Below are 26,135 nucleotides of genomic sequence, written 5' to 3' on the forward strand. Positions count from 1 at the left end.
GTGGCCACGCCAGTGGTTGTGGAGTCGTTGTTGAAATACCACTCTGATCGTATTGGATGTCTGAACCTCGGCCCATGATCTGGGTTAGGGACAGTGCCTGGTGGGTAGTTTAACTGGGGCGGTTGCCTCCCAAAGTGTAACGGAGGCGCCCAAAGGTTCCCTCAGCCTGGTTGGCAATCAGGTGTTGAGTGTAAGTGCACAAGGGAGCTTGACTGTGAGACTGACAGGTCGAGCAGGGACGAAAGTCGGGACTAGTGATCCGGCACCGGCTTGTGGAAGCGGTGTCGCTCAACGGATAAAAGGTACCCCGGGGATAACAGGCTGATCTTCCCCAAGAGTCCATATCGACGGGATGGTTTGGCACCTCGATGTCGGCTCGTCGCATCCTGGGGCTGGAGTTGGTCCCAAGGGTTGGGCTGTTCGCCCATTAAAGCGGCACGCGAGCTGGGTTTAGAACGTCGTGAGACAGTTCGGTCTCTATCCGCCGCGCGCGTTGAAACTTGAGAAAGGCTGACCCTAGTACGAGAGGACCGGGTTGGACATACCTCTGGTGGGCCAGTTGTCACGCCCGTGGCATGGCTGGTTGGCTACGTATGGGAGGGATAACCGCTGAAAGCATCTAAGCGGGAAGCCTGTTTCGAGATGAGGTTTCGTGTGAGGTTCCCTGTAGACGACGGGGTTGATAGGCCGGATCTGGACAGTGTGTGAGCGCTGGAGGTGACCGGTACTAATTGGCCGAGTGCTTCACTTCTGATTGTGTGCGTGTGTTGTGTTGTTGTGAGGGTTTTTGCGTCCACTGTGCAGTGTCTGGAACGGCACCGTGTGCCCGGCTCCCTTGGTGTTGTGGGGGGTGTGTGGCGTGTGTTGTTTCGTTGTGTTTGTCGGTGGTTTCAGCGGTGGGGTCACGCCCGGTCCCTTTCCGAACCCGGAAGCTAAGCCTGCCTGCGCCGATGGTACTGCACCTGGGAGGGTGTGGGAGAGTAGGTCACTGCCGGCATCATTCTTTGTTGTTGAGGGTGTGTGGGTGCGGGGTCTGGTTTACTGTCCTGTGTGGATGGTTGGTCGGTTCCTGTGCCTGTGCACTCTTTTTTTGCGTGCGGTGTTCACCCACAATTCACCCCACAATTCACCCCAGGGGGGCGGAAACATCACGGAGATCCGTTGATCAGTTCCCGTAGGAGGAGATGAACCGTCTGGATTCGCCGGTGTAGGGATCGGTGAAGGTCAGTTCCCGGGCAGTCAGCCCCATCGGCCGGTCGAAGTCCTCCTCGTCCACGGAGGGAACGTATGGGAGCTCAGCGTCCGGATTGTAGAGCGCGTCATCGGAGACCACCGAGTAGATGGGGTCGTTGACGATAGGAGCGGCAAACAACCGCATATTGACCCGCAGCTGATGGGTCTTGCCCGTTGCGGGTTTCAGCGTCCACACGACCCGGTCACCCGATGAGCTGAACCGCACCCCGGTGACCCTGGTGAGAGAGTTCGGCGTCCCCGGTTGAATATATGTGGCCAGACGCCCCCGCTCCTTGACCAGGAGATGACTGAGCTCCCAGGGATGCTCCTCTCCGGGAACATCCAGCACCTGCTCCGGACTGGCGAAGTGCAGTGCTCCTGCGGGGACTGTCAGACTACCTCCCGGCAACGAGAAGTCGGTGCCCTGCCAACCGGTGGGCACCGGAGTCACAGCCTCATAGGTTTTCGACACCATCCGCCTCTCGAAAAGCTGCTGGTATGCAGCCCGGGAGCCGCGGTGGACCGTGAATAGAAGGACACCCCTCGTCAGCCTGTCGAGACGGTGCACCGGGGAGAGGTCGTCGATGCCGAACTGGCGACGGGCCCGGACCACCGCAGTCTGGGTGATGTGCTGCCCGCGGGGCAGGGTGGACATGAACGGCGGCTTGTCGGCGACGAGGATGTGCTCGTCCCTGTACAACAGACGGAGTGTTCCCGGAACCGCTCTCTCCGGTGCCGGTAGCCGGTAGAACCAGATGAACTTCCCACCAGGGACGACATCGGTGGGCTGGAGAACCGTTCCGTCGTCGAGCCGGACCTCTCGACGTCGGAACCGTTCGAAGAGGGCGTCCTCGTCATCGCCGGGTGCACGCCGCCGCTGCGTGACGATGAGATGGCGTACCGCTGCGACGGCGGTCGTGGCAGTGGCCACCCTGACCCTCGAAGGATTGAGACCGTCTACAACCGGAAGTGGTGGGTTCTGCAGGGTGTTCTCCTTGTTCCGTTCGTCCCGGACCGTTGTGAAGCGCTCCGGCTGCCCGGGCGGCTGCGGGCTGGTGGATCTGATTCTCTCACGGACGTGTGCCGTCCCTGATCTGCGCCGCCGCGAGAACCGGCGGTAATTGCGACGCCGGGTGAACCGGTGGCGGTTGCGGTGCGGGAGAAGAGACGGGCGTCGGGGCGGGGCAGCGGACCTTTTTTACTCTGCGAAAGTACTGGTCAACACGGTGGTTACAGTACAGCGGTTGACAGGTACCCATTTCGGGGGTGTACTTCGATGCCGTTCGGACGTTTCAAGGGGGATAATGGGGGGTGGAAGGGATCGGACCCGGGAGTCGCCCCTCAGGGACTCACCCCCAAGAGAGAAGGATGGACCAGATGTCGGACACCAAGATCATCGCTGACAATGCGATCGTCGTCGCAGTTGACGGCTCGGAGGCCAGCGCCACGGCCGTCGCCTGGGCAGCCAACGCAGCGACCAAGCGCAGTGCACCTCTGAAGCTCGTGACCGCGTACACCATGCCGCAGTTCATGTACGCCGACGGGATGGTGCCGCCGCAGGAGCTCTACGACGAGCTGGAGAAGGAGGCGCTCGAGAAGATTGACGCCGCCCGTGAGCAGGTCCTGGCTTTCAACCCCGATCTGGCGGTCAGCCACATCGTGGTGGAGGGAACACCGATCGACATGCTCCTCGAACTGTCGGAGACCGCGGACATCATCGTCATGGGCTCTCGTGGCCTCGGTGGACTCTCCGGCCTGGTACTCGGTTCGGTGTCCTCGGCTGTCGTCTCCCATGCGTCCTGCCCAGTGGTCGTGGTACGTAAAGACAACAATGTCACCGAGGAGAACAAGTACGGACCCGTGGTCGTCGGTGTCGACGGTTCGGAAATTTCCCGCAAGGCTATGGAGTACGCGTTCCGGGAAGCTGACGCACGCAAGGCCACCCTGCGCGCCGTCCACAGCTGGGCGGACCAGGAGCTGCAGACCAGTCTGGTCGGTCTGAGCGCCATGCAGAGTCAGATCGATGCCGTGGCCGCCCAGGAGCGGGAGCTCCTCGACAAGGAGCTCGCAGCTTTCCGTGAGCGCTACCCCGACGTGAAGGTCGAGGAAGTCATCTCCAGGGACCGTCCGATCCAGGTTCTCAAGGAGGCTGCGGAGGACGCCCAGCTGCTCGTCCTCGGCTCCCACGGGCGCGGCGGCTTCAAGGGAATGCTGCTCGGATCCACCTCGCGGGCACTCCTCCAGTACTCGCCCTGCCCGATGATGGTCGTCCGCCCGACCGCGCGCTGACACCGTGTGGGGGCGTCATGTCCCGTAATGTAGAATAGTGAGGTCACGCAGGGGTCCCATGTGGATTCCGACCATGCTTGCCGACCCAGGAGAGATGAGATGACAGACGCCGTTTCGGGCACGTCGACCCGGAAGTCATCCACCAGGACCGCGGGAAAGCAGGCGTCGGGGCAGGAGCCCAGGTCCAGGAGTACCGGGGGGTCCAAGCGACGCAGCCGGCCCGGACCCCGGCAGCGTCTGCTGGAAAGTGCGACGCGGCTGTTCACCACGGAGGGAATCCGGGTGATCGGCATTGACCGGATTCTGAGGGACGCCGACGTCGCCAAAGCCAGCCTCTACTCCCTGTTCGGCTCCAAGGACAACCTGGTGGTCGCCTGTATCGAGGAACTGGACAAGGACTGGCGTCGACGGTGGGAGGAGATGTGCGCCGACCGACCCAAACCCGAGGACCGGATCCTCGCCTTCTTCGACATGGCCATCGCCGACGAACCCAAGGAGAACTTCCGGGGGTCACATTTCCAGAACGCCGCCAGTGAGTATCCGCGGCCGGACACGGACAGTGAGCACCGCATCCGCCAGGCCGCCCTCGAACACCGCAGGTGGTGTCGAGACACCATGGCGGACCTGCTCACCGAAAAGTTCGGATACGCGTCCCGGACACTGGCGGACCAGCTCATAGTCTTTCTGGACGGGGGAATCGCGGGATCGAAGATGAGCAGGACGGTGTCCCCGTTGGAGACCGCCCGGGAACTCGCGAAACAGCTGCTCTACACAGCACCAATGATGTACACCATCTGATCCTTGCCGTGCTCTCTTCTCCGGGGTGCCCCGGACAGGCTACGGTAACCTCATGAAACCAGCGAGCGTCCCCGCAGGGGGGACGGGACCGGGAGCCTTCCGTGATTCCGTGGTGATCCGGGGATCACTGGCCGTCGCCACCGGTACCCTGCTGGCAGTCGCCGTGTGGGTGGCCCTGAGACGTGACGACGGTTCATCAACCCTTGTCGTCCTCCTGGCGGTACCTTTCGCCGTGGTAGCTGCGACTGTCTTCGCAAGACCCTTCCCGTCGAACTCCCCCCACCGCTACGGGTGGCTGACTGTGCTGACGCTGCTGTGGATCGCACTGGCGTCGGAGGAGGCGACGGCGACTTATCTGGCACTGGTCCTGTTTGTCCTCTACCTCCTGCTCCTGCCGTCCCCCTGGGGTGCAGTGGTGACCGGTGTCGTCACGGCGCTGGCAGTGGTGCTGTCGGCGGCGGTAGCCGGTCCCAGTACAGGTGCGATACTCGGCCCGGTGTTGTCCGGTGTGGCCGCCATCGCCATCGCCGCGGTGGTCCAGAGTCTCTCCGCCGTCAGCGAGAGTCGCCGTCAGCTCATCGACGAACTTGTGCGGACACGGGGTCTGCTCGCCGAATCTGAGCGTCAGGCGGGCATCATCACGGAGAGGGAGAGGCTGGCCCACGAGATCCATGACACGGTCGCGCAGGGACTGTCGAGCATCCAGCTCCTGCTCCATGCCGCAGAGCGGGAGATCCCGGAGGATTCCCCCGCTCTGCCCAGGATGATCCTGGCCCGCGACACCGCCGCCCAGAGTCTCCGTGAGACCCGGGCGATCATCGCTGCACTGCAGCCGGACGACCTGCAGGGGAGTTCGTTTCCGGAGGCGTTGCGGAGACTGGCGGCGTCCGCCAGCGGGGACGGCCTGGAGGTGACGGTGGATATCGAGGACGCCGCGGACGACAGCTGCCCGGAACTGCCGATGAAGGTTGAGGCCGGTCTGCTGAGGATCGCGCAGTCCGCGGTCTCCAACGTGAGGCAGCATTCGGGTGCCGCGAGGGCGCGGATCACCCTCACCGTCGAGCCGGCCTCCGTCAGGCTGGACATCGTCGATGACGGCTCCGGTTTCGACCCCGCAGAGGTTGAGGGTCGTAGCGTTGAGAGAGCCGGGGAAGGTCACATCGGGATGTCCGCGATGCGTCACCGCGCCCGGAGCATCGGCGGGACACTGGAAGTTGAGTCTTCGCCGGGGCAGGGCACGGCCGTGGGCGTCAGTGTGCCTCGTGGAGCCAAGCCCGACAGGACAGGAGACAGGCAGTGATCGGTGTACTTCTGGCAGATGACCATGCGATCGTCCGTATGGGGCTCAGAGCGGTCCTGGACAGTGCGGATGACATCACCATCGTCGGCGAGGCAGAGACTGCTGACGAGGCGGTCCGGGCCGTGGAGAACCGGAACCGGGTCCGGTCGGAACGGTCGGGCAGTTCCGCCGGGCCGGCCGCATTCCCGGACGTCGGGATTGACGTGGTTCTGATGGACCTGCGGTTCGGTCCGGGGCCCAGTGGGCGGGAACTGGAGACGGGAGCTAAGGCGACTGCACGGATCAGGGCGCTTCCGGACCCTCCGAATGTTCTCGTCGTGACCAACTATGACACCGACGTCGATATTCTCGGGGCTATTGAGGCAGGTGCCGTGGGTTATCTGCTGAAAGACGCCCCACCGGCGGAACTTGTCGCCGCTGTCCGTGCTGCGGCGACGGGGACGACCGCGATGTCTGGTTCGGTGGCGTCCCGTCTTATGCACCGGGAAGAGGATCCGGGTAACTCTCTCACATCACGGGAACTTGAGGTTCTCCAGCTGGTTGCGCAGGGTCGGAGCAACCGTGAGATAGGTGCGGCTCTGTTTCTTTCCGAGGCGACGGTCAAATCGCATCTCGTGCACATTAACGCGAAACTCGGGGTCCGCTCCCGCACGTCGGCGGTGGCGGTTGCCCGTGAATCCGGAATGCTCTGAGTCGGACACTAGAGTCGGGCACTGGAGCTGGGCTCTGAGTCGGGCACTGGAGCTGGGCTCTGAGTCGGGCACTGGAGCTGGGCTCTGAGTCGGACACTGAACGATGCGCTGTCGAACTCGCTGATCGCGGCACGGGTGGTAGGGCGACCAGGTTCCGGCAACTCCGCGGTACACAGCAGTCCGCCCCCGGAAATGGGGGCAGACAATGTTGTCAGCGGTCGGTGGGATTTGCCTCTTCGTATGCGGCGATGATCTCGTGGGAGATCTGGCCGCGTGCCGAGACATTGTGCCCGTTGTTACGGGCCCATTCGCGGATGCGACGGTTTCGGCCCGGGTCGGACTTCTGGGCGCCGGTCGACGTGGAACGGCCACGCGGTGCACGCTGCTTGGTGACCTTGGTCGCGACCTTCAGGTAGGGCTCCAGATCAGAGGCGAACTTGAGGGCATTCTCCTCGGAAAGGTCCAGGGTGTAGTCGGAACCCGCGTAGGAGAACTCGACGACGTTGACTTCGTCGGAGCTGAGTGCGGTTCCGTCGAGATCGTCGAAGAACTGGGTGATTTCACGGCGTGCCATGATGTATTCCTTTGCAGAGTAGGAAGATGGATGACAGTGAGTAACTGTGTGCCTCTCGTCTGCAGAGTATAGCGGATATGACGGCTTCTGGGGGAAAGAGTCCCTGTCAATTCTCTGAATGGGGAGGGGTTTGAAATTATTCGTCGGGATCTACCCCCTGTCAACCTCAGCGAGTTGCCTGTCCAGCTGATCAAGTTCAGTGGTCACGGCATCGGCCGTTTTCTGGGCGTCATTCCCCGTTTCCCGTGCGTACACCGAATCCAGGGTTGATTCCAGAGACGACAGCTTCGCCGAGATCTTCTTCCGCACCGCATCCGGGACATTGCGCGCTCCGATCCTGTTGCGCAGGTCGGCGATGCGGGCACGCTGCACGGCACCCGGACCCGTGGGATCGGTCCCCGCGGCCCCGAGGCCGTCTGTCGTGGCACCGGAGAGCGGGCCGGCACCGTTGCTGCCGGATCGCTGCACCAGTGTCGTCAGGGCCCGGTAGGCCAGTGGAGCGGAGACGGGGACCAGTACACGTGCGGCTCCGACCCACCCGAGAATCTTCCCCGGGGTGACGGTCCTCGACTTCGCCCGGGCCACCAGAGCTTTCGCAGTTTCCAGGTCCCTGCGGTCCTGCCTTTTCGCGGACCTGGCCTCCAGGGTCCTGATTTTCCCCGCTGTTCTGCGCAGGTACTTCTCCCGGGCCCTGTCCTGCTTCGCGGTCGCCCGTGCAGTCTCCCTGGCCTGCACTTTCGCGGCCTTGAATGCAGCTTTCTTTTCCAGGCGTCGCCGTCGCAACGTACCGAAAACTCCCATGTGCACCGTCTCCTCTGCCGTTACGGGGCTGATGCTGCCCCGGTTCTCCGGTTTCTGGTGGACCACTCTAGCCAATAGGATGACAGCTATTGTGACGAACCACCTCCCGGCCGACTCCGCGGCAATTCCGGTGACCCCTCTCGACCTCACCGGGTGTCGGCGTCGCAGTGTGCTGCTGCGCGCCGCGGCGTCCGGCAGCATCCGTCCCGAACTGTCTGCGTCCGCGCTGGCGGAAAGGTACTCGCACCGGCAGCGGGCACAGCTGCGGCGGGAGGCGGTGTGGAATGCGCTGCCGGTCAGGGAACGGTTGGGGGACCGGGTGCGCCTCAGCCGGGTGGACGTCGTCGACGACGGTACCGCCGAAGAGCAGACTCTCGAGGCACTGGCGTCCGGCGTCCGCCTGATCACCGGTGCCCGCCTGTCGGACGGCGCCCTGGCCTGCGACGTTGACCTGCTGGTGCGGACAGACACCGGGGCGGGCCTGGGCGAGGCGACCGCGTACATGCCGGTCACCGTCACGGCACACACCGTGGCAGCCAGGTTGAAGACGGGGTCGGCGACGGTGCCCGGGGCGTCCGGCGGAAACGGTACGGCGGGGAGTCCGGACAACGGCGTCCGTGTGGTGGATGTCGTCGCACTGGGGCTGGGTGCGCCGGCCCGGGCCCCGCTGAGGCACCGCAGCAACGCCGGTGACTCGTATAAGGTTGCTGTCGCGCACGTCCTGCTGGACCGGCTGGGCCTGGCGTCCGGTGACGTCGGTTTCATCGGCGGGGGTACCGCCGGGTACAGCAGGTGCGTCGTGATCCCCGCCGACCGGGTGCTCCCAGGTCTGGAACGGGCACTGGAGGCTCCGGTCCCGGACCGGCCGGTACGCGTGCGCGAATGCGAGGGCTGCGAGTTCCACAACCACTGCCGGAGTGAACTGGTGGAACGCAGGGACATCAGTCTCATGCTGCCCGGTGACCGGGGAAGCCGCTGGAGGGACGCCGGGATCGAGACCCTCCCCCAGCTCGCGGCACTGGCTGAGCGCCCGCATGAGGTGGTGGACGCCGTCCCGGTGACCGCCGTGGACCGGGAGTCCCCGGCACTCGCGGCAGCCTGGCTGGCAGGGGTCGGGTATCTGCGGCGTCCGCTGAAACGGTGGATCACCAGGCCGGAACTGTGGTGCGGGCACAGTTTCCGCATGCCGGACCACCTCGGCGACGGGGAACTGCCCATGGCCCGGGAAATCGGGGACGCCGTGGAGATCGACGTGGACATGGAGGCGCACCCGACGCGGGGGACGTTCCTCTGGGGCACCTTCGACGGCACCGGGTACCGCCCTTTCACCGACTTCAGCCGTGACGGGGACGGCGGTGAGCATGTCGCCCGGTACTGGTGCTGGCTCATGGCCCGCCGGCAGGCGGCCCGGAACTCCGGCCGGGTGTTCCGCGCGTACTGCTACTCGCAGCAGGGTGAGAACCACTGGATGCGTTCCTACGCCTCCCGCTACGGGGGCCGGGAGTACACCCAGGGGATCGTCATGCCGACCCTCGCCGAAGTCAACGCCTTCCTCGCTTCACCGGAGTGGGTGGATGTCTTCGCGCTGGTGAGGAATGCGCTGGCAGCCAATGCGTCGCTGGGGCTGAAGGCGGTTGCCGCGCTGGCGGGGTTCACCTTCAGTCAGAAGGACGTCGACGGAAGGGCCGCGGTGGACCTCTTCGAGATCGCCGTCGGCGGCAGGGACGGCGGCAGTGACGGGGACGGCGGCAGTGACTGTGACGGGGCGCCCCGGTCGCGTGCCCGGCGTACCCTCGAGCGGTACAACGCGGACGACTGTTACGCTCCCGCGGCTGTACGCCGGTGGCTCAGACTCGGAGCCCCGGGCGTCCCCCCGCTGGAGTACCGGGAAAAAGAGAGGACGGTAAGGACGCCATGGATTTCCTGCAGCGGATCCTGACCATGAACGCCGCGATGAACTCACAGGGCCCTGTCCGGGTGGAACGCCCCGACAGCTCCACCGCGCTCAAGGGTGGACCACACCCGGTGCTGCCCCACCCGAAACCGCACGCGGTGCTCGGAACGCCGGTCACCGGGCTGTGGAAGGAGGGGCAGGACCACATCATCCTCGGACTGGGCTGCTTCTGGGGGGCGGAGAAGCTGATGTGGCAGATCGACGGGGTGGAGTCGACCTCGGTGGGGTACGCGGGCGGGTACACGCAGAATCCCACCTACCGCGAGGTCTGCACCGGACGAACCGGCCACGCCGAAGTGGTCGACGTGGTGTTCGACCCGGCGAAAGTGGAGCTCCGGGAGATCCTGGAGATCGCCATGGAGAACCACGACCCGACCCAGGGTGACCGCCAGGGCAATGACGTGGGCTCACAGTACCGGTCGGTGATCTACCCTGTCGGGGACAATGCCGCCGAACAGGCCGCGGTGGCTGAAGAGGTGGTGGGCGCCTACGCCGCCCGACTCAGGGACGCCGGATACGGGGACGTCACCACGGAGATCCTGCCGTTGGCGGAGACCCCGGCCGGAAGGTACTTCCTCGCCGAGGACGAGCACCAGCAGTACCTCGCGAAGAATCCCGACGGCTACTGCCCGGTGCACGCCACCGGAGTCACCTGCCGGTGAGTCCGCGGCCCGGATCCTGTCCGGCGCCCCGGCGCGGTAATGTCAGCGGCCGGGATTTCAGTGGGTGGGATCTCTGTGGCGGGGGTTTCAGGGGCGGGGATCGGGGCGTCCCACGTCGGCGACGGTGGCGTCGAGCAGGCTGACCAGGTCACCGGGGGCGAGTTCCACGTCAAATCCGCGGCGTCCCCCCGAAACCAGGATGCTCGGCTCCTGCGTCACCGACGCATCCACCACAGTGGGGAGCCGTTTCTTCTGGCCGAGGGGACTGATTCCCCCCACGACGTAGCCCGTGGACCGTTCAGCGGCGCCGGGATCCGCCATCGTTGCCTTCTTCGCGGCGAACGCGGAAGCCACGGACTTGAGGTCGAGCATCGCGGTCACCGGGACCACGACAACTCCCATGTGCCCGCCACGGGATCCGCCCTCGAGCTCGACGAGCAGGGTCTTGCAGATCCGCTGTGAAGGAAAGTCCAGCGCCGCCGCCGCCTCGTCACCGTAACTGGCGACGCCGGGGTCGTGGTGGAAGGTGCGTACCGTGAACTCCACCCCCGCCTTCTCCAGGGTGGTTACGGCGGGAGTCGCCCCGTTGCGGTGTGACTGGTGCGGATTCTTCGTTTTCTTGCTCACGGCCACCAGCCTAGCGGTGGCGGCGGACCCGCCGCCGACACAGAAGCGGACGCCGCAGGTCCTCGTCCCCGGTGACCGGAGGGGAAACCTGTGACGCCCGCGTGTGGGGCCGGAGAAACTACCGGGCTAGCTGGCCTTGGCGGCAGCGTAGCGCTCGGCGACGTCCTCCCAGTTGAAGACGTTCCAGACAGCCTTCACGTAATCGGCCTTCACGTTCTTGTACTGGAGGTAGAAGGCGTGCTCCCACATGTCCAGCATCAGCAGGGGGGTGAGGTTGATCGAGGTGTTGCCCTGCTGGTCGGTCAGCTCCTGGACGACCAGGCGACCAGCGATGTGGTCGTAGCCGAGGACGGCCCAGCCGGAGCCCTGGAGGCCCAGAGCGGCACCGTTGAAGTTGGCCTGGAACTTCTCGAAGGAGCCGAAGTCGCGGTCGATGGCCTCCGCCAGCTCTCCGGTGGGCTTGCCGCCACCGTTCGGGGAGAGGTTCTTCCAGAAGATGGAGTGGTTGGTGTGGCCACCGAGGTTGAAGGCGAGATTCTTGGAGAGAGCCCGGATCGTGTCCGGGTTGCCACCTTCCTCCCGCGCCTTCTCCAGCGCCTCGAGAGCGGCGTTAGCACCGGCGACGTAGGTCGCGTGGTGCTTGTCGTGGTGCAGACGCATGATCTCACCGGAAATGTGCGGCTCCAGTGCATCGTAGTCGTAGGGGAGATCAGGCAGCTCGTAGACAGCCATGTGTTGTGGTCCTTTCGTCAATTGGTGTGGTACGGGCTCCAGTGTGGACCGAAATTCCCGGGCGTGCAATGGTTGCTTAATTGAAGAATAAAGTTCAAGCAATTGAACATCGCGGAAAAGGGAATGTGACATCGACGTACAGATTCCCCCGGTCGCCCGCAGCTCCGCTCCCGCCCGTCCACCGGACCACAGCAGGTGGGCGTCCCGGGGTTCCGGACCGGTCAGTGCAGGTTCAGGAACCGGCGGATGAGCGGCATTTCCTCACGCGCCTGGGCCAGGCCGGCCTCATAGGTTTCGGCGAGCTCGTTGAGCTTGCGTGTGCCGTTGCCCAGGGGCATCCGGTGGGGCGCGAAAATGTACGCGCGGCCGAGCCGCTCCTGCTCGAAGATCCAGTCCCGGGTCCGGTTGTAGCGCACGTGACGGTCGTGCATCGACTCGATCAGGGCCGGGTACTGGGGAAGCATCCTTTTGACAGCCCAGGTGAACCGGGACGGGCCCTTACGGTACGAGCGGGTACGGGTCATGATGACCAGAAAGCGCTCGAACCCCTCCTTCTCGCGTGCCGCATCCACCGGTATGCCTCCGGTGGGGCCGAACGCCCCGTCGAAATAGGCGTCCCCGCCGATACGGGTCGGTGGCATGAGCACCGGCAGTGACGCCGACGCCCGGGCGTGCAGCAGGAAATCGTCGAGGCCGTGCATGTCCTCGCGCGACCAGTGGACGGTTTCACCGGTCTGCCCGTTGAAACCCGATATCCGGAAATCTCCGGGATTTGACCTGATCGCGTTCCAGTCCGGCACCATCCGTCGGTCCTCGACCCTGGCGTCCGGTCCGAAAATATACTTCGCGTTGAAGAAACCGTCACCGTGGAGGAAAGGGCGAATTCCCCCGAACAGTGGATCGCCCGGGAAAACAGTGAAGTAGTCCCTGGCAAGTTCCGGCTCACGGGAAAGATAGGTGGACACATGGACCGCAGACGCCGAGTTCCCGTACGTCCAGTCGAAAGAGATCCCCTCTTCCAGCAGTGCCTGCACCATCGCCGAGGAGAATGCGGAACGCATCGCCCCGCCCTCGAAGACAAGGGCGGTGTCACTCACTGACGGGAGTGGGTCGTGGAAGCGTCGGCGGGATGCGGAAGAATCTGCCACGCCACCGAGACTACCGTAGAGGCCGTGAAGATCATTGCCCACCGCGGTGCCAGCGGCCACCACCCCGAAATGACCAGGGACGCCTTCGAGACAGCCTTCGCCCAGCATGCCGACGGCATCGAGTGCGACATACAGCTCAGCGCAGACGGTGTTCCCGTGTGCCTCCATGACCCGACAGTCGACCGAACCTCGGACGGCAGCGGTCCTGTGAACCGGAAAACTCTCGCCGAACTACGGGAACTGAACTTCGGCACCCACGGACGACCGCAGCAGATACTGACTCTGGCAGAACTCCTCGACCTCCTCCGTGACGCCGGAAACCCCGCCGAGGATCCGGGCTACCGTCCCGAGATCTTCGTGGAGACCAAGAGGCTGGGCACTCTCGGCGAGCGACGGGGACAGCTCGAGAACGCCCTCCAGTCCGTGCTCGTCAGGGCGGGCATGGCCGACGGGGACGACAGCGCCCGGGTCCACCTCATCTCCTTCGACCCCGGTTCCCTGGCACGGTTCCGCCGGATCAACCCGGACATCCACCGCATCTTCCTGCACCGGGACTACCGGGGCGAGCGGGTGCTGCACCGTCTGGAGGACGCGGTCGTCTCCGCCCAGTCCCCCGGCTACTCGGTGACCAGGATGCGCACCGATCCTCAGTCGGTGACGGGGGAGCCGGCGAACACCTACCTGTTCACCCTCAACCGGGAGGATGACGTGAAATGGGCCTGCCGTCACGGCGTGCACTGGATCGCCACCGACTACCCCGACCGTGCCCGGGACTGGGCCGGTGGCGCCACCAGGTTCCCCCGCTGACCAGGTTCTCCCGCTGACCCGGGACGCTGACCGGCCCCCGGCCCCGGGGCAGCCACCGCTGACATAGACTGACCGGGTGGCCAAGAAGAACAAGAAGAACGAAGAAGTCCTGCCGGCGGGAATGAGCCGGCGCCAGGCGAAACTCGCTCGTCGTGCCGCTGAACGTGCGGCGCTGGAACGCGACCCCCGTCCCTACGACGGTTTCGCCGTGGAGGCTGACCTCGTCGCGATGCAGGAGTTCGTCCCCTCCGCGCACTTCCTCGCCGAAACCGTGGAGGACGCCGGGTTCCCCCGGCCTGTCCGTGTCGTCACCGTTCTGCCGGGCGCTGTCGCGGCTCTCGTCCGCCCCGAGGAAGAGGGTGGTGAGGCACTGGTCGCCCTGCAGACCTCCCAGCGGGGCAACAACCCCAACCGGGACCTCGCCTACGCGCTGAACTGGGTGAAGGACGCCGCCCCCGGGGCGAGCCTGGAGACCGGTGTCGCCGACGGCACGGAACCTGCCCTGTCGGACCTCCTGGTCCGGGACCAGACGCCGCTCATCGAGGTCGCGGAGGACTTCAACTGGTGGCTCACCGAGGACCAGCAGAACAACCCGCAGGTGCAGCAGACCCTGCAGCAGGCCAATGAGTCTGTCCTGCCGTCCGAGAAGGTCGATGTCGCGGTCACCGGATCCGCCTGGTGGATTGACCCGGGTGAGAAGGCGCACATCCGCTGGATCCGGCCCGAGGCGGAGGAGGCGCTGCTGCCTGCCCTCGCCCGAGTCCACGCCGCAGGCGACCTCAACCTCGGGGAAGGCACCCGGTTCGCCGGGGTCTTCCGTACCCACGGACTGCTCGTCCCCGTGTTCGACCTCGACAACACGGTCCCCGCCGTCGAGTTCGCGGCGCCCCTGGAGAAGCTGGACGCGAAGATCGCCGCAGCGCTCGAGGAACTGTCCACCGACGGGGCGCAGCTCACCGCGGAGGAGCAGAAGTCGAAGCAGACGATCATCGCCCGCGAGGTCACGATCCGTTAGAGGCTTTCCCCGCCGGCGTGCGCCGGCTCGGTTCAGCTCGCTGCGTCCCAGTCCGGCGGCGCCCCGGAGTTTCCGTGTAGAAACGGGGGTATGGCTGATACCGCATTTTCCGGAACCCCCGCCCACACTGTCGGTGATCTTCCCGCCGTCGGCGACAAGGCACCCGCTTTCACCACGGTCGACACCGACCTCAATGACGTCTCACTCAGCGACTTCGCCGGCAGGCGGGTCATCCTCAACATCTTCCCCTCCGTGGACACCGGCGTCTGCGCTGCATCGGAGCGTGAGTTCAACAAGCGGGCCACCGGCCTGGACAACACCGTGGTCGTCTCCGTGTCGAAGGACCTGCCTTTCGCGCTGGGTCGCTTCTGCGCTGCCGAGGGCATCGACAAGGTGATCCCGACGTCTGCCTTCCGCTCGTCGTTCAGCGAGGACTACGGGGTCCGTCTCCTCGATTCCCCGCTGGCAGGGGTCCTGGCCCGCGCCGTTGTCGTCATCGACACCGACGGTACGGTGCTCTACAGCAGTCTGGTGCCCGAGATCACCACCGAGCCCGACTACGACGCGGCGCTCGCCGTTCTCTGACCCCGTACGGGTCTCTCCTGCTCTCCGTGACGTGGCCGTCCCCACCGGGGCCGTTTCCACCGGGGGTGGACACGCCCGGTAGGCGCCCATCGGACCCACCGTCCGGCGGATCAGCGCATCTTCCGGAACAGGTCCTCGGCGGCACCGTCGTCCCACAGCACCACCGACCCGGCGTCGGTGTCGGCGAACCCGCTGACCGGCACCGTCTGCTGGTCGGAGCCGCGCAGCAGTCCCAGGCCCAGGGACGCCAGGTGCCACACGTGGTCCCGGGTGTCCACGGTGACAGCGTCCGTCAGCGAATTGACCAGCGGCAGCGACCGGAACGGGTTGATGATCGTCGAGAATGATCCGGCCTGGCGGATCACGGCGGAGAGGAACTCCCGCTGTCTCTCCACCCGGTCCAGGTCACCGTTGTCCGAGGTGTAGCGCGTCCTCACGTATCCCAGGGCGGTCGGGCCGTCCATCTTCTGGCAGCCGGCCTGGACGTCAAGTCCAGCCATCGGGTCAGAGATCGGCTCCTTCGGGCAGAGTGTGACGCCGCCTACGGCGTCCACTATCCCGGCGAACCCTCCGAACCCGATCTCCATGTAGTGGTCGATACGCATCCCCGTGTTCTGCTCGATCGTCTGCTGCAGCAGCTGCGGGCCACCGTAGGAGAAGGCGGCGTTGATCTTGTCCATGCCGTAGCCGGGGACCTCCACGTAGGAGTCCCGTGGGATGGACACCATCGTCGGCCGCCCGCCCAGCGCCGGCACGTGGACGACAATGATCGTGTCCGTACGTTGGCCGCCCTCGGAAAGGTCTCCGGCAGCGTACCTTTCGCCGTCCTCCTCGGACAGGCCGGCGCGCGAGTCCGACCCGACGAGCAGCCAGTTTGTCCCGCTCGTGTTCCCCGGGCGGCCGTCGTAGGAGGTCAGTGCCTCGATCCGGTTGAGGTGGGAATCGACCCACCAGGCGGTGCCCACCCCGAGTACGACCACCACGGCGAGGATGACGCCGAGGATCCGACGCAGCCGGGGTCGGCGGCGTCGGCGTTTCCGGCCGGGGGCGGAGCCCGGCCACTGCACGGGCGGAGGGCCGGACGGCCGGTCCTGCCGGCGGGGAGGAGCTTCGACAGGTCTCCGGTTCTCCACCGGTGACATGTGGTCGGGGCGGTACGCCTGCCGCGGGGCGTCCTGCGGCGGGTACGGGGCCTGCGCACGCCGGTACCGGGGCGGCTCCGGCCTGACCCCCTCGGGGCCCGGACCGCGGGGGTCACCGGGGCCGGCCGCGCCGGTGGCGGAGGACTGTGCCGGGGGCCGCTCGTGGCGTCCCCGTGGCTGCTGCCCGCCGGAACCGGCTGCGGGTTCGTCGGCGCGCACGTCGGGCCGGCGCATGACAGGTTTGCCGAACCGGTCGCGCAGGACCCGGCCCCGGTGGTCCCGGGCGTACAGGTCGGCTCCGTCATCAGGGCGGGGTGGCTGATCCATGGGGACAGCTTAGTGAACCGACGGACGCGCAGACGCATCCTGTGGCGACGGGGAGCACCGGGGCCGGGTCCNGGAGAGGTCGGGGCGGCCCGTCCCGGGGGCGTGGCCCGGCGGGGGAGGACTGAGGTGGCTCCCGGTTCGGTCGCCCGGGTGAACGCCGATACCCTGGGAACCATGAGTGATGAGACCATGGGACTGGTCGCCGGAGGTCTGGCCGTCGTCGCGGCCCTGATCGTGTTCTCCATGCTGCGCGCGGCGGCGAGGGGACACCTGGACAGGAACAGCGGCTTCGGCCTGGTGACGCCGGCGGTGAAGAAGTCTGACGCCACCTGGACCGCCGGCCACCTCGCGGCACTGCCCGTGGCACGCAGGACAGTCCTTGCGACAGCGGTGGTCTGGGTGGCGGCACTCGTCGTCGGCCTGGTCGTCGGAGAAAAGTGGGCGGGATACCTCGGACTGGTGCCGTACCTGGCTGTGATTCTCGGATTCGTGCCGATGGTCCGCACCGCCAACGCCGCGGCGGCGGAGGCGACAAAGAAGACCAGGCAGACCAGGAAGTCGAAGCAGACCAAGCAGAACAAGCAGATGCAGAAGAAGGGGAAGAGCGGCAACAGGAGACGGAAACACTGACCGGTGGCATCGGCGGCCGCTACAGCCCCGGCACCCCGCCGAGGACCTGGTAGCCGACGAACGCCACCGTGTCGATCAGCCCGTGGGCGATGATCAACGGCCACACACGCCCGGTCCGGTAGAAGAAGTAGACGAACACCAGTCCCATGAGCACATTCCCCAACCCCGCGGAGTAGCCCTGGTAGAGGTGGTAGCTTCCACGCAGGACAGCTGAGGCGGCGAATACCCACGCCCACGGCACCTGCAGCTGACGCAACCGTGACACCAGCCAGGCGACGACGATGACCTCCTCCGCCACGCCGTTCGCCCAGGCGTTGACGACCAGCAGTGCCAGATCACCTGCCGAGGAGTCCAGCCCGGACGCCACGACCTGCCTGGACAGGTTGAGCTTGACCGCGGCGACGTAGAACAGCAGGCCCGGCAGTCCGATCAACGCCGCGAGTCCCGCACCGGGAAGCACGTCCCGCAGACGGGGGCGGGGAAGCCCCGGACGGTCGGGGTCGGTCAGTCCGGCGAGACGGACAGGAACATGGCGCAGCAGCAGGAGGACCGCCAGACCGCCCCAGGCCAGCAGCACGCCCGAACTGATGAGCTGGAACACCGGGTCAAGCCAGGCCAGGGTGGATACCGGGGCGTTGAGGGTGGTGGTCTGCTCGTTGAGCCTGGTCGGGGTGGTCGCCGCCTCGAGAAGCCGGAGCGCCGCCCGGACGCCGGAGGTGCCGAAAGTGACCGCGAGGACCAGGAAGATCTCCCAGCGCAGTGCGGTGCGCCCGGTAGCGGTGGAGGGCGGGACGGGGCTCACCGGGGAGGGGGAGTGCAGCCACCGGCGGAGACTGCGGAGATCAACGGTCACGGGCGTCCTCCGTCTGTGAGTGGCCGGGTGCCTGAGCGTGAGCGTGACCGTGACCGTGACCGTGCGGGTGTGCGTGCAGACGCCCCGACCGGACAGGCCGGAACCCCAGCGCCTCGACATCCCCCGGTCTCGGGCAGGTGAAAGCCTCGGCCGCGGCGTCATCACCTGCCACCAGATCCGCGACCGCGGCCTGAAGGTGGGCCCCCAGGGCCAGCAGGGTCGCGGCGTCCACCCTGTCACCGACGGCACCCAGATGCACCGACACCGGCCACCTGCCCGGAGCGGCAGGCACCAGCGGCACCGACAGCGCGGCCCACCCGGTGAGGTTCCACAGGGTCGCCCACGGCGTCCACGCCGTCTGGGCCAGGAAGTCCAGCCCCGGAGACTCCGCCGACGACAGTGCCGAGAACGCGCCGACCGGAGGAGGGGCGCAGGCCAGCATCGGGGTGACCACCACGTCCACCCTCGGCCACGCCTTCATGACCTCGTCGGGGAGCCGACTGACAGCTGACGCGGCGGAGGCCGTGTCAGACGCCGTGAGCTGCGCGCCACGGTTCCTGAGCCAGCGCGGCATCGGTCCCAGCGGATCCGGGAGGGAGGCGCACCTGGCGGCCATGAGCTCCGCGAAGAGTGCGAAACGCGCGGGAGGGTACGGCGCGGGGACCGGGGAGACCCCGGCGACCCGGGGATGGGTGACCAGCAGGGCCGCTGCCGCCGTCGTCGCCGCGGTGATCCTGGGGTCCACGGACGTCGGGCCCGCCTGACCGGGGTCACCGTGGAACGGGACCGTGGTCATGCCCAGCCGCAACGGCACCGCGGAAGCAGGGTCCGGGTGCGGTGCGGTGCACAGGCCCCCGCCGGTGATCCCGTAGGCGCGGGCGGTCAACGCGATGTCAGCGGCGATGAAGCCCTGCGCCGTCGGATCCGGCAGGGGACCGCCGGCCACACGGTGGGCGGGCTTGAAGCCGGGCAACCCGACCGCGGCTGCCGGAACCCGGATCGACCCGCCCCCGTCGCTGGCATGGGCGATGTCGACGATCCCCCGCGCCACAGCCACCGCCGCCCCCGACGAGGATCCGCCGGAGGTCATCAGGGGATCCACCGGATTCACCGGGCCGGCACCACCGCCGACCAGTGCCGGTTCCGTGTAGACGGTCGCGCCGAACTGGGAGCTCACCGACGCCCCCACCAGTGACGCCCCCGTCGACAGGAGGTGCCGGACGACGGCGTCGTCGGTGGCGGCCGTACAGGCGTGGGCCGGACTGCCGAAGCCCGTGGTCTCCCCCTCCACCTGCTGGAGGTCCTTGACGAGGATCTCGGTACCGGACAGTGGACCGGCGGCGGCTGAGGCGTCCACGTGCGGTGCCGCGTACATTCTCGCGACCCCGAGTTCCTCCTCCGACAGTCCGGTGGACTCACGGACGGACCGCAGTCGCGCGGCGGTGGAGGTGGCGGGGGTCCGGGGTGGTGCCATGGTGACCCAGCGTAGCCTCCGCCAGGTAGGTTGAAGGACATGACCACCGTCGCTTTCCTCGGCCCGCGGGGCACCTTCACCGAGCAGGCCGTCACCGACTTCACGGCCGCAGGTCATCTCCCCGGGGATGCCGAACACATTCCCGTCTCATCACCCCGCGAGGCCCTGGACATGGTGCGCGCCGGGGACGCGGATGTCGCCTGCGTGGCGTTGGAGTCCAGTGTGGACGGCCCCGTCACCCAGACCTTCGACTGCTTCACCACCGGTGACGAACTCCAGATCATCCGGGAGCACGACGTCCCCGTCACCTTCTCGGTCCTCGTGCGACCCGGCACCCGTCCGGAGGACGTGAAGACCCTGACCTGTCACCCGGTCGCCTACAACCAGATCAGCGGGTGGCTGGGGAGGAATCTCCCCGGGGTGGAGTTCGTCGCGGCGTCCTCCAACGGTGCCGGGGCGGGGGCCGTGGCCGCCGGCACGGTCGACGCGGCAGCCGCACCGGCGCGGGCGGGGCTGATCCACGGGCTCGAACCCCTCGCCGAGGACGTCGCCGACATTCAGGACGCCCGGACCAGGTTCGTCCTCATCACCCGACCCCGGACCCCACCGGCCCCCACCGGACACGACCGGACCAGTTTCGTCCTGCGCGTCCCCAACCGGCCCTCGTCTCTGGTCCAGGCTCTCATGGAACTGTCCATGCGGGGGGTGGACATGTCACGGATCGAATCCCGGCCCACCCGGGAACACGCCGGGACCTACGACTTCCACCTCGAGATCGTGGGGCACATCGAGGACGCCGCCGTCGCCGAAGCGCTGGCAGGGCTGTACCGGTACTGCGAGAAAGTCCGGTACCTGGGGTCGTGGCCGCAGGAGGGCTGGGTCGGTGGCGTCAGCGGGCCGTCCGGGTCTGTGCCCCCCGACTACTCCGACTCGCGTCGGTGGATCCGTGACCTGCGGCGGGGCCGTCTGAGGCGGGGAGGTCACCTGGACCCGGAGGCGGGGTCGGAAAGGAACCGGACAGTATGACCCGCCTGCTGCTGATCCGGCACGGGCAGACGACCTCCAACGTCATCCGGGCCCTGGACACCGCCCTGCCGGGGGCGTCACTGACCGCTCTCGGGTGGGACCAGGCCCGGGCCGCGGGTGAGAGGATCGCCGTGGAGACAGGGGGCACCGCGCCGGGGATGTACCTTGTCTCCTCGCTGGCGCTGCGGGCCCGGCAGACGGCGGCGGGGATCGTGGCGGGGGCGGCGGCCTACGGGGTGGACCTGAACACGACCTCGCCGGGCAGTCCTTTCGCAGGATCGCTGACCGGTGTTCCGGTGGTCGCCGGCTACGGGGGACTGTCCCGCCGGAACGCCGGGGCGGACCTGCCGGAGCCTGTGCTCACGGGTGACGTGGGGATACCGTCGGACGGTATGCCGTCAGAGGAACCGACTCCGGAGTGGACGCCGGCAGCGGTACAGGATGTTCCCCGCCTGTCCGGGTCCCCGCAGCGGCAGCTTCCCGTGATCCCGCCGGAGGCGGTGCCCGGGGCGGTCCCGGGGATCTCGGAGATACCCGCAGGACGCCTGGAGATGCGCACCGACCCTGAGGCCCACCTGGTCTACCACCGCACTTTCGCCGACTGGCTCGGCGGAGCCCTGGACCTCCGGGTCTCCGGGGCGTTGAACGGCCGGGAGGTCGTCGGACGGTACCTTTCCTCCCTGCTGCCGATGCTGGCGGCGGTCAGGTCCGTCGGATCGGATCTGGCCGTGGTGAGTCACGGAGCCGTCATCCGGCTTGTGGCGGGATACCTGGGGAGGGTCGATCCCGGGTACGCGGTCCGGACGGACCTGGCGAACACCGCCCGGGTGGAGCTGGAGGTCCCGGACTCGTTGACGGTGCCGGAACTGCCGACGGTGGACGCGCCGATGCTGTGGACCGGGGACTACCTTCCCGAAATTGTGCGGGAACCCTGGAAGGTCACTGACTGGGCGGGTCTCGGAGAGCCACCGTCACTGGCGTGACCTGGTCTGATGTGACCGTGGTCCGGGTGCGGTGCCGGCATGTGGGAGGGGTCGCGGCGGGGACCGTGACCCCGGTTTCCTGAGGCTCCGGCGTAGTTTCCCCGACATTTTCCGGTACGGTCGATCAAGTTCGACTATCGGAAGGAATCATTGTGGCTAACAATGCACCCTCCACGGCGCCGATCCAGGCGAGCGACATACACGTCGTGGACCAGATGAAAATGAAGAAGGCGCTGCGCGCCACCCTGCTGGGGAACTTCATGGAGTGGTTCGACATCGGGGTCTTCTCTTATGTCATGGTCTACATCACCCTCCACTTCTTCCCCCTGCCCGAACCGTGGGACGGCCTGGCCACCTTCGCCACCCTCGCGGTCACCTTCCTTGTCCGGCCACTGGGCGGACTGGTCCTGGGACCGCTCGGTGACCGGATCGGGAGGAAGAGGATCCTCGCGTTCACGATCATCATGATGTCGGTGGGGACATTCCTCATCGGTTGTCTCCCGACCTACCAGCAGATCGGTGTGGCCGCCCCGGTCCTGCTGATCCTGCTGAAGTTCGTCCAGGGATTCTCCACCGGTGGAGAGTACGCGGGAGCGGCGACCTTCATCGCCGAGTACGCCTCGGACCGGCGTCGGGGATTCTGGGGCTCGTTCCTCGATCTCGGGTCCTATCTCGGTTTCGCGGCCGCCGCGGCGCTGGTCACGGTGCTGGAACTGTCCACCTCGGACGCCCAGATGGAGTCCTGGGGTTGGCGTGTCGCCTTCTGGGTGGCCCTGCCGCTGGGACTCGTGGGACTGTACATGCGCTCCCACATCGAGGAATCCCACGCCTTCGAGGCCGTGCAGGAGAGCCGCAGCGGAGATTCCGCCGGCACCACCGGGAGCGGGGACGCCGCGGTCAGCGCGGACACCGCCACCTCCGGCAGCTCAGACACCAGTTTCCGGGGTCAGATCAGCTACCTGTTCAGGAACTTCTGGCCGCAGATCCTCACCGGGTCCGCCCTGGTGATGTGCGCCCAGGTTGTCGGTTACGCACTCACGACCTTCATGCCGACCTACCTCACCGAGACCCTGGGCTACGACACCGTCCACGGCAACGCCCTGCTGGTGCCCGTGCTCATCATCGTCTCTGTCGGGCTGCCGCTGTTCGGCGCCCTGTCCGACCGTGTCGGCCGCCGACCCGTGATGATCACCGGCTGTGCCGTCGGTGTCGTCTTCGCGATCCCCGCCTTCTCCCTGATGATGATGGACCGGGTGTGGTCCACACTCGCCGGACTGATGATCATCGGACTGATCATGATGTTCCAGGTGTCGATCCAGGCGTCCGCCCTCCCGTCACTGTTCCCGACGGCGAGCCGGTACACGGCGATGGGTCTGATGTTCAACATTGCCGTCGCCCTGTTCGGAGGCACCACGGGCTTCGTCATCACCGCACTGCAGAGCATTCTCGGGACCGACTACGCCGGCGCGTACTACATCATGTTCGCCTGCCTGGTGGGAGGAGTCGGCGTGTACTGCATGCGGGAGTCGGCCGGCCGCAACCTGCTGGGCTCCATGCCGGTCGTCGACCACGACCACGAGGTCGAGGGTGTGCTCGAGGGTTTCGCGGACAACGAGAAATACGATGTCTCGACCATGCCCGTCAGGGACACCGACGACAACCGGTCAGACGACCGGTCAGACGACCGGGCCGGGCAGTAGGAGAGACCGGCGCAGCACACGGGGCCGGCGCAGGTCGCGCCGGGCCCGGGAAGTCAGCCCCAGCCCAGCTCGTGGAGCCGGGCGTCCGAGATCCCGAAATGGTGGCCGATCTCGTGTACCACGGTCACCGCCACCTGCTCCGCGAGTTCGTCGCGGGTCCGGCACCAGCGGCACAGGGCGTCCTTGTAGATGCTGATCTTGTCCGGAAGATAGGTCGGCCACTCCACGGAGCGTTCGGTGAGCGCCACTCCGTGGTAGAGGCCCAGCAGGTCCGGGTCCTCCTCGTTGCGGTCCTCGACAACTATCGCCACATTGTCCAGGTTGTCGAGCAGTCTCAGGGGGATCATCCCGAGCCCGCGGTCGACCAGTTCGCCGAACTCCTCGTCGGTCACCTCGACCACACCGGTCACCTCCTCGGATTGCGCGCAGGCTGGGGTTCAGGCGCCTGACCGTCCAGGGTGAACGCGCCGCGGACGTCTCCGACGATCTCGGCGAAGGACTGCCCCTCCGGTCCTGCACTGTCCTTGGTGAGTGCACAGTTGACGGTACGGGACCCGGCGTCCCAGGAATCCTCTGTCATCGTGGTCCAGAACGGGACGAGTGTGGACTGGTAGAGGGCCTCATCTCCGGCGTCACCGCCGCCGAGGTAGTCCACGGCGGCGGTCTGACAGACCCCGGACAGCCACCGGTTCTGCTCGTCGACCGTGGGCCACGCCCCGGTGAAGTTGTCCGCGAGGTTCACCACCTTCGTCACCTGCCACGAATGGGGCTGGTCACAGGGCACTTCGGAGGCGGTGTCGCCGACGGCGCGGACACAGGTGTCCACCGCGGAAAACCTCGACTGGTCCGAGCCTGCGGCCACGCCGGTGACCTCCAGGGCGGTGCCGTCGGCGTCAGTGACCATCACTCCGCACAACATGGTGCGGTCCCCGGCCGCCCACCCCTCGGCGGGGGGGAGAATCGGGGAGATCGTGTACCTGCCCGTCGGGTCGAGCTTCCCTCCGAGATAGTCCGTTGTCGGGGCGGTGCACAGTTCCTCGGTGAGCTGCTGCTGGCGCTGCAGGTCCGGTTGGGGGGCGTCCGGGCCGAATTCACTGGTGGGGTACTGGGAGAGATCCTCACGCGTCGCCACCTCGAAACGGTGGGGCTGTGCACAGTCGACAGTCACGATATCCCTGGTCACCGGCCCGTCCTGGGTCCAGTTCAGGCAGCTTCCCGCCTGCGCGTCGGTGAAGGACACAGGGGCGGCGACAGTGCTTCCGGTGGGGCCGGGCGGGGTGGGGTTGACCGGGCTCGAACCGTCAGGGCTCAGTGCCGCGTAGGTGGCGGCGCCTGTCCCGCCGCACAGGGACGCGACGAGCAGTACCGTCAGAGTGCGTCGACGTCGACGTCGACGGACAGGCGAAAGCGCTTCGGAGGACATGCCGTCCATTGTGTCACGGCACTGCCGCTAAGCTGGAGGCCATGATTGATCTGAAGTTCCTCCGGGAGAACCCTGACGTCGTCCGCGAATCCCAGCGTACCCGTGGCGAGGACCCGTCCCTGGTCGACCGGCTTCTGGAGGCCGATCAGCGGCGACGTGACCTCATCGCCGCCGCGGACAGCGCTCGCGCAGAGGCCAGGGCCTTCTCGAAGGCGATGGGCGGGAAGATGAAGGACGCCACCCCCGCGGAACGTGACGACCTCAAGTCGAAGGGAAGAGAACTCTCGGAGGGGGTGAAGAAGATCGAGGCGGACGAGGCCGCCGCCGAGCAGGAGGTCCATGACCTCCAGTACCAGATCTCCAACATCGTCACCGGTGCCCCCGCCGGCGGTGAGGACGACTTCGTCGTCCTCGAACACATCGGCACCCCGCGCGAATTCAACTTCACGCCCCGGGACCACCTTGAACTGGGCGAGTCACTCGGACTGATCGACATGGAACGCGGTGCGAAGGTCTCCGGCGCCCGTTTCTACTTCCTCACCGGTGACGGTGCCCTGCTGCAGCTGGCGATGCTGCAGCTCGCTGCGCGCAAGGCGGTGGAACACGGCTTCAAGCTGATGATCCCGCCGGTGCTGGTGCGCCCCGAGATCATGGCGGGCACCGGCTTCCTCGGAGCCCACGCGGACGAGATCTACCACCTGGACACCGACGATCTCTTCCTCGTCGGGACCTCCGAGGTCGCCCTCGCCGGATACCACTCCGACGAGATCATCGACCTGTCTGACGGGCCCCTGAAGTACGCCGGATGGTCCTCCTGCTTCCGCAGGGAGGCCGGGTCCTACGGCAAGGACACCCGCGGTATCCTGCGCGTCCACCAGTTCGACAAGGTCGAGATGTTCGTCTACGCCAGGCCCGAGGAGGCGGAGGACGTCCACCAGCAGCTGCTGGCCATGGAGAAGGACATGCTCGCCGCCGTCGAGGTCCCCTACCGTGTCATCGACGTCGCCGGAGGTGACCTCGGGTCCTCGGCGTCCCGCAAGTTCGACACGGAGGCCTGGATCCCCACCCAGAACACCTACCGTGAGCTCACCTCCACCTCGAACTGCACCACTTTCCAGGCGCGGCGTCTCAGGACCCGCTACCGTGACGGGAACGGTAAGGCACAGATCTGCGCCACCCTCAACGGCACCCTCGCCACCACCCGCTGGCTGGTGGCGATCCTGGAGAACAACCAGCAGGCCGACGGGTCCGTCGTCGTGCCGGAGGCCCTGCGCCCGTTCATCGGCAAGGACGTTCTGACACCGGCGACGAGGTGACTGCCTGACTGCCGCCGACAACGCCCTGATCCGCTGACGACCAC

25 protein-coding genes, 1 rRNA gene and 2 other annotated features (1 of these 28 cut by a window edge) are annotated in these 26,135 nt (G+C 66.8%); of the genes, 15 read left to right on the top strand and 11 right to left on the bottom strand.

Features of this window, described 5'->3' with window-relative positions:
• Positions 1 to 487: a sequence feature (23S ribosomal RNA rRNA prediction is too short), on the top strand; it begins 74 nt to the left of the window's first position.
• 6 nt (positions 488 to 493) lie between these two features.
• Positions 494 to 739, top strand: a sequence feature (23S ribosomal RNA rRNA prediction is too short).
• A gap of 141 nt (positions 740 to 880) precedes the next feature.
• Positions 881 to 997: ribosomal RNA gene (rrf, locus tag E0E18_RS09915) — 5S ribosomal RNA — on the top strand.
• Between the two features lie 168 nt (positions 998 to 1,165).
• Here the strand turns inward: rrf and E0E18_RS09920 are convergent.
• On the bottom strand, positions 1,166 to 2,164 hold the full coding sequence (locus E0E18_RS09920; RefSeq protein WP_237559729.1) for a pseudouridine synthase: 999 nt from the start codon (positions 2,162 to 2,164) through the stop codon (positions 1,166 to 1,168).
• Positions 2,165 to 2,610: 446 nt separating this feature from the next.
• Here E0E18_RS09920 and E0E18_RS09925 point away from each other — a divergent pair, with 446 nt between their 5' ends.
• The 4 genes from E0E18_RS09925 (at position 2,611) to E0E18_RS09940 (ending at position 6,312) form a co-directional block, all read left to right on the top strand.
• Entirely contained in the window at positions 2,611 to 3,522 is a 912-nt protein-coding gene (locus tag E0E18_RS09925; protein WP_066589338.1) for a universal stress protein, read from the top strand.
• A gap of 99 nt (positions 3,523 to 3,621) precedes the next feature.
• On the top strand, positions 3,622 to 4,320 hold the full coding sequence (locus tag E0E18_RS09930) for a TetR/AcrR family transcriptional regulator (RefSeq protein WP_066586286.1): 699 nt from the start codon (positions 3,622 to 3,624) through the stop codon (positions 4,318 to 4,320).
• Between the two features lie 52 nt (positions 4,321 to 4,372).
• Positions 4,373 to 5,620 (top strand): sensor histidine kinase, encoded by a 1,248-nt coding sequence (locus E0E18_RS09935; protein ID WP_130840583.1) that lies wholly within the window; start codon positions 4,373 to 4,375, stop codon positions 5,618 to 5,620.
• Complete coding sequence (locus E0E18_RS09940; protein ID WP_066586335.1) at positions 5,617 to 6,312, top strand: response regulator transcription factor; 696 nt, start codon at positions 5,617 to 5,619, stop codon at positions 6,310 to 6,312. The genes E0E18_RS09935 and E0E18_RS09940 overlap by 4 nt, the downstream gene beginning before the upstream one ends.
• Before the next feature lie 211 nt (positions 6,313 to 6,523).
• On the opposite strand, the gene E0E18_RS09945 is transcribed toward E0E18_RS09940, so the two are convergent.
• Both E0E18_RS09945 and E0E18_RS09950 read right to left on the bottom strand, forming a co-directional pair.
• The gene (locus tag E0E18_RS09945; protein WP_066586336.1) at positions 6,524 to 6,886 is read right to left on the bottom strand and encodes a histone-like nucleoid-structuring protein Lsr2; all 363 of its coding nucleotides are present in this window, start codon (positions 6,884 to 6,886) and stop codon (positions 6,524 to 6,526) included.
• A gap of 150 nt (positions 6,887 to 7,036) precedes the next feature.
• Positions 7,037 to 7,687 (bottom strand): DUF6474 family protein, encoded by a 651-nt coding sequence (locus E0E18_RS09950; RefSeq protein ID WP_130840586.1) that lies wholly within the window; start codon positions 7,685 to 7,687, stop codon positions 7,037 to 7,039.
• A 91-nt stretch (positions 7,688 to 7,778) separates the two neighbouring features.
• Between E0E18_RS09950 and E0E18_RS09955 the strand changes: the two genes are divergently transcribed.
• Positions 7,779 to 9,626 (top strand): hypothetical protein, encoded by a 1,848-nt coding sequence (locus E0E18_RS09955; protein ID WP_237559730.1) that lies wholly within the window; start codon positions 7,779 to 7,781, stop codon positions 9,624 to 9,626.
• Positions 9,602 to 10,303: a peptide-methionine (S)-S-oxide reductase MsrA gene (gene msrA, locus E0E18_RS09960; RefSeq protein WP_130840590.1), complete on the top strand. Its 702-nt coding sequence runs from the start codon at positions 9,602 to 9,604 to the stop codon at positions 10,301 to 10,303. Before E0E18_RS09955 ends, msrA begins: the two co-directional genes overlap by 25 nt.
• Positions 10,304 to 10,390: 87 nt before the next feature.
• On the opposite strand, the gene ybaK is transcribed toward msrA, so the two are convergent.
• The 3 genes from ybaK to E0E18_RS09975 all read right to left on the bottom strand — a co-directional run bounded on the left by ybaK (position 10,391) and on the right by E0E18_RS09975 (position 12,810).
• Complete coding sequence (ybaK, locus tag E0E18_RS09965) at positions 10,391 to 10,930, bottom strand: Cys-tRNA(Pro) deacylase (RefSeq protein WP_130840592.1); 540 nt, start codon at positions 10,928 to 10,930, stop codon at positions 10,391 to 10,393.
• Between the two features lie 126 nt (positions 10,931 to 11,056).
• On the bottom strand, positions 11,057 to 11,662 hold the full coding sequence (locus tag E0E18_RS09970) for a superoxide dismutase (protein ID WP_066586342.1): 606 nt from the start codon (positions 11,660 to 11,662) through the stop codon (positions 11,057 to 11,059).
• A gap of 221 nt (positions 11,663 to 11,883) precedes the next feature.
• Positions 11,884 to 12,810: a patatin-like phospholipase family protein gene (locus E0E18_RS09975; protein WP_237559731.1), complete on the bottom strand. Its 927-nt coding sequence runs from the start codon at positions 12,808 to 12,810 to the stop codon at positions 11,884 to 11,886.
• Positions 12,811 to 12,834: 24 nt separating this feature from the next.
• Here E0E18_RS09975 and E0E18_RS09980 point away from each other — a divergent pair, with 24 nt between their 5' ends.
• The 3 genes from E0E18_RS09980 (at position 12,835) to tpx (ending at position 15,217) form a co-directional block, all read left to right on the top strand.
• The gene (locus E0E18_RS09980; RefSeq protein WP_130840596.1) at positions 12,835 to 13,617 is read left to right on the top strand and encodes a glycerophosphodiester phosphodiesterase; all 783 of its coding nucleotides are present in this window, start codon (positions 12,835 to 12,837) and stop codon (positions 13,615 to 13,617) included.
• A 76-nt stretch (positions 13,618 to 13,693) separates the two neighbouring features.
• Positions 13,694 to 14,632, top strand: a complete 939-nt coding sequence (locus E0E18_RS09985; RefSeq protein ID WP_066586345.1) for a DUF5926 family protein — start codon at positions 13,694 to 13,696, stop codon at positions 14,630 to 14,632.
• A 90-nt stretch (positions 14,633 to 14,722) separates the two neighbouring features.
• Entirely contained in the window at positions 14,723 to 15,217 is a 495-nt protein-coding gene (tpx, locus tag E0E18_RS09990) for a thiol peroxidase (protein ID WP_066586352.1), read from the top strand.
• A gap of 110 nt (positions 15,218 to 15,327) precedes the next feature.
• On the opposite strand, the gene E0E18_RS09995 is transcribed toward tpx, so the two are convergent.
• Entirely contained in the window at positions 15,328 to 16,686 is a 1,359-nt protein-coding gene (locus E0E18_RS09995; RefSeq protein ID WP_130840598.1) for an LCP family protein, read from the bottom strand.
• Positions 16,687 to 16,860: 174 nt separating this feature from the next.
• On the opposite strand from E0E18_RS09995, the gene E0E18_RS10000 reads away from it, so the two are divergent.
• On the top strand, positions 16,861 to 17,316 hold the full coding sequence (locus E0E18_RS10000; RefSeq protein ID WP_202616720.1) for a hypothetical protein: 456 nt from the start codon (positions 16,861 to 16,863) through the stop codon (positions 17,314 to 17,316).
• Between the two features lie 19 nt (positions 17,317 to 17,335).
• On the opposite strand, the gene E0E18_RS10005 is transcribed toward E0E18_RS10000, so the two are convergent.
• Positions 17,336 to 18,118: a CPBP family intramembrane glutamic endopeptidase gene (locus E0E18_RS10005; protein ID WP_130841394.1), complete on the bottom strand. Its 783-nt coding sequence runs from the start codon at positions 18,116 to 18,118 to the stop codon at positions 17,336 to 17,338.
• A 40-nt stretch (positions 18,119 to 18,158) separates the two neighbouring features.
• Entirely contained in the window at positions 18,159 to 19,643 is a 1,485-nt protein-coding gene (locus E0E18_RS10010; protein WP_130840600.1) for an amidase family protein, read from the bottom strand.
• Between the two features lie 39 nt (positions 19,644 to 19,682).
• Here E0E18_RS10010 and pheA point away from each other — a divergent pair, with 39 nt between their 5' ends.
• The 3 genes from pheA (at position 19,683) to E0E18_RS10025 (ending at position 23,352) form a co-directional block, all read left to right on the top strand.
• Positions 19,683 to 20,669, top strand: a complete 987-nt coding sequence (gene pheA, locus E0E18_RS10015) for a prephenate dehydratase (RefSeq protein ID WP_130840602.1) — start codon at positions 19,683 to 19,685, stop codon at positions 20,667 to 20,669.
• Positions 20,666 to 21,652, top strand: coding sequence for a histidine phosphatase family protein (locus E0E18_RS14210; protein ID WP_130840605.1), 987 nt, complete (start codon positions 20,666 to 20,668; stop codon positions 21,650 to 21,652). Before pheA ends, E0E18_RS14210 begins: the two co-directional genes overlap by 4 nt.
• A 152-nt stretch (positions 21,653 to 21,804) precedes the next feature.
• Positions 21,805 to 23,352 (top strand): MFS transporter, encoded by a 1,548-nt coding sequence (locus E0E18_RS10025; RefSeq protein WP_130840607.1) that lies wholly within the window; start codon positions 21,805 to 21,807, stop codon positions 23,350 to 23,352.
• 53 nt (positions 23,353 to 23,405) lie between these two features.
• Here the strand turns inward: E0E18_RS10025 and E0E18_RS10030 are convergent, their stop codons facing one another.
• A complete protein-coding gene (locus E0E18_RS10030) occupies positions 23,406 to 23,753 on the bottom strand; it encodes a metallopeptidase family protein (RefSeq protein WP_130840609.1) in 348 nt (115 codons plus the stop codon).
• A gap of 5 nt (positions 23,754 to 23,758) precedes the next feature.
• Positions 23,759 to 24,784, bottom strand: a complete 1,026-nt coding sequence (locus E0E18_RS10035; protein ID WP_078057241.1) for a septum formation family protein — start codon at positions 24,782 to 24,784, stop codon at positions 23,759 to 23,761.
• A gap of 32 nt (positions 24,785 to 24,816) precedes the next feature.
• Between E0E18_RS10035 and serS the strand changes: the two genes are divergently transcribed.
• Positions 24,817 to 26,091 (top strand): serine--tRNA ligase, encoded by a 1,275-nt coding sequence (serS, locus tag E0E18_RS10040; protein WP_066586368.1) that lies wholly within the window; start codon positions 24,817 to 24,819, stop codon positions 26,089 to 26,091.
• Positions 26,092 to 26,135 lie beyond the last annotated feature (44 nt).

The organism is Corynebacterium neomassiliense (assembly GCF_900626215.1).
Classification (GTDB): Bacteria; Actinomycetota; Actinomycetes; order Mycobacteriales; family Mycobacteriaceae; genus Corynebacterium; species Corynebacterium neomassiliense.